The organism is Confluentibacter sediminis (assembly GCF_003258355.1).
Taxonomy (GTDB): Bacteria; Bacteroidota; Bacteroidia; order Flavobacteriales; family Flavobacteriaceae; genus Confluentibacter; species Confluentibacter sediminis.
On the sequence record NZ_QKPO01000056.1, the window covers coordinates 1 to 229 of the forward strand.

A 229-nucleotide genomic window follows, 5' to 3' on the forward strand; every position below is an offset into this window, starting at 1 on the left:
GCAGTGGGGAATTTTCCGCAATGGGCGAAAGCCTGACGGAGCAATGCCGCTTGGAGGTAGAAGGCCTACGGGTCCTGAACTTCTTTTCCCAGAGAAGAAGCAATGACGGTATCTGGGGAATAAGCATCGGCTAACTCTGTGCCAGCAGCCGCGGTAATACAGAGGATGCAAGCGTTATCCGGAATGATTGGGCGTAAAGGTCTGTGGGTGGCTTTTTAAGTCCGCCGTC

Annotated in this window: 1 rRNA gene; it reads left to right on the top strand. The window is 53.7% G+C overall.

Annotated features, from left to right (window positions below):
* Positions 1-229: ribosomal RNA gene (locus DKT72_RS18860) — 16S ribosomal RNA — on the top strand; the annotation flags it as partial.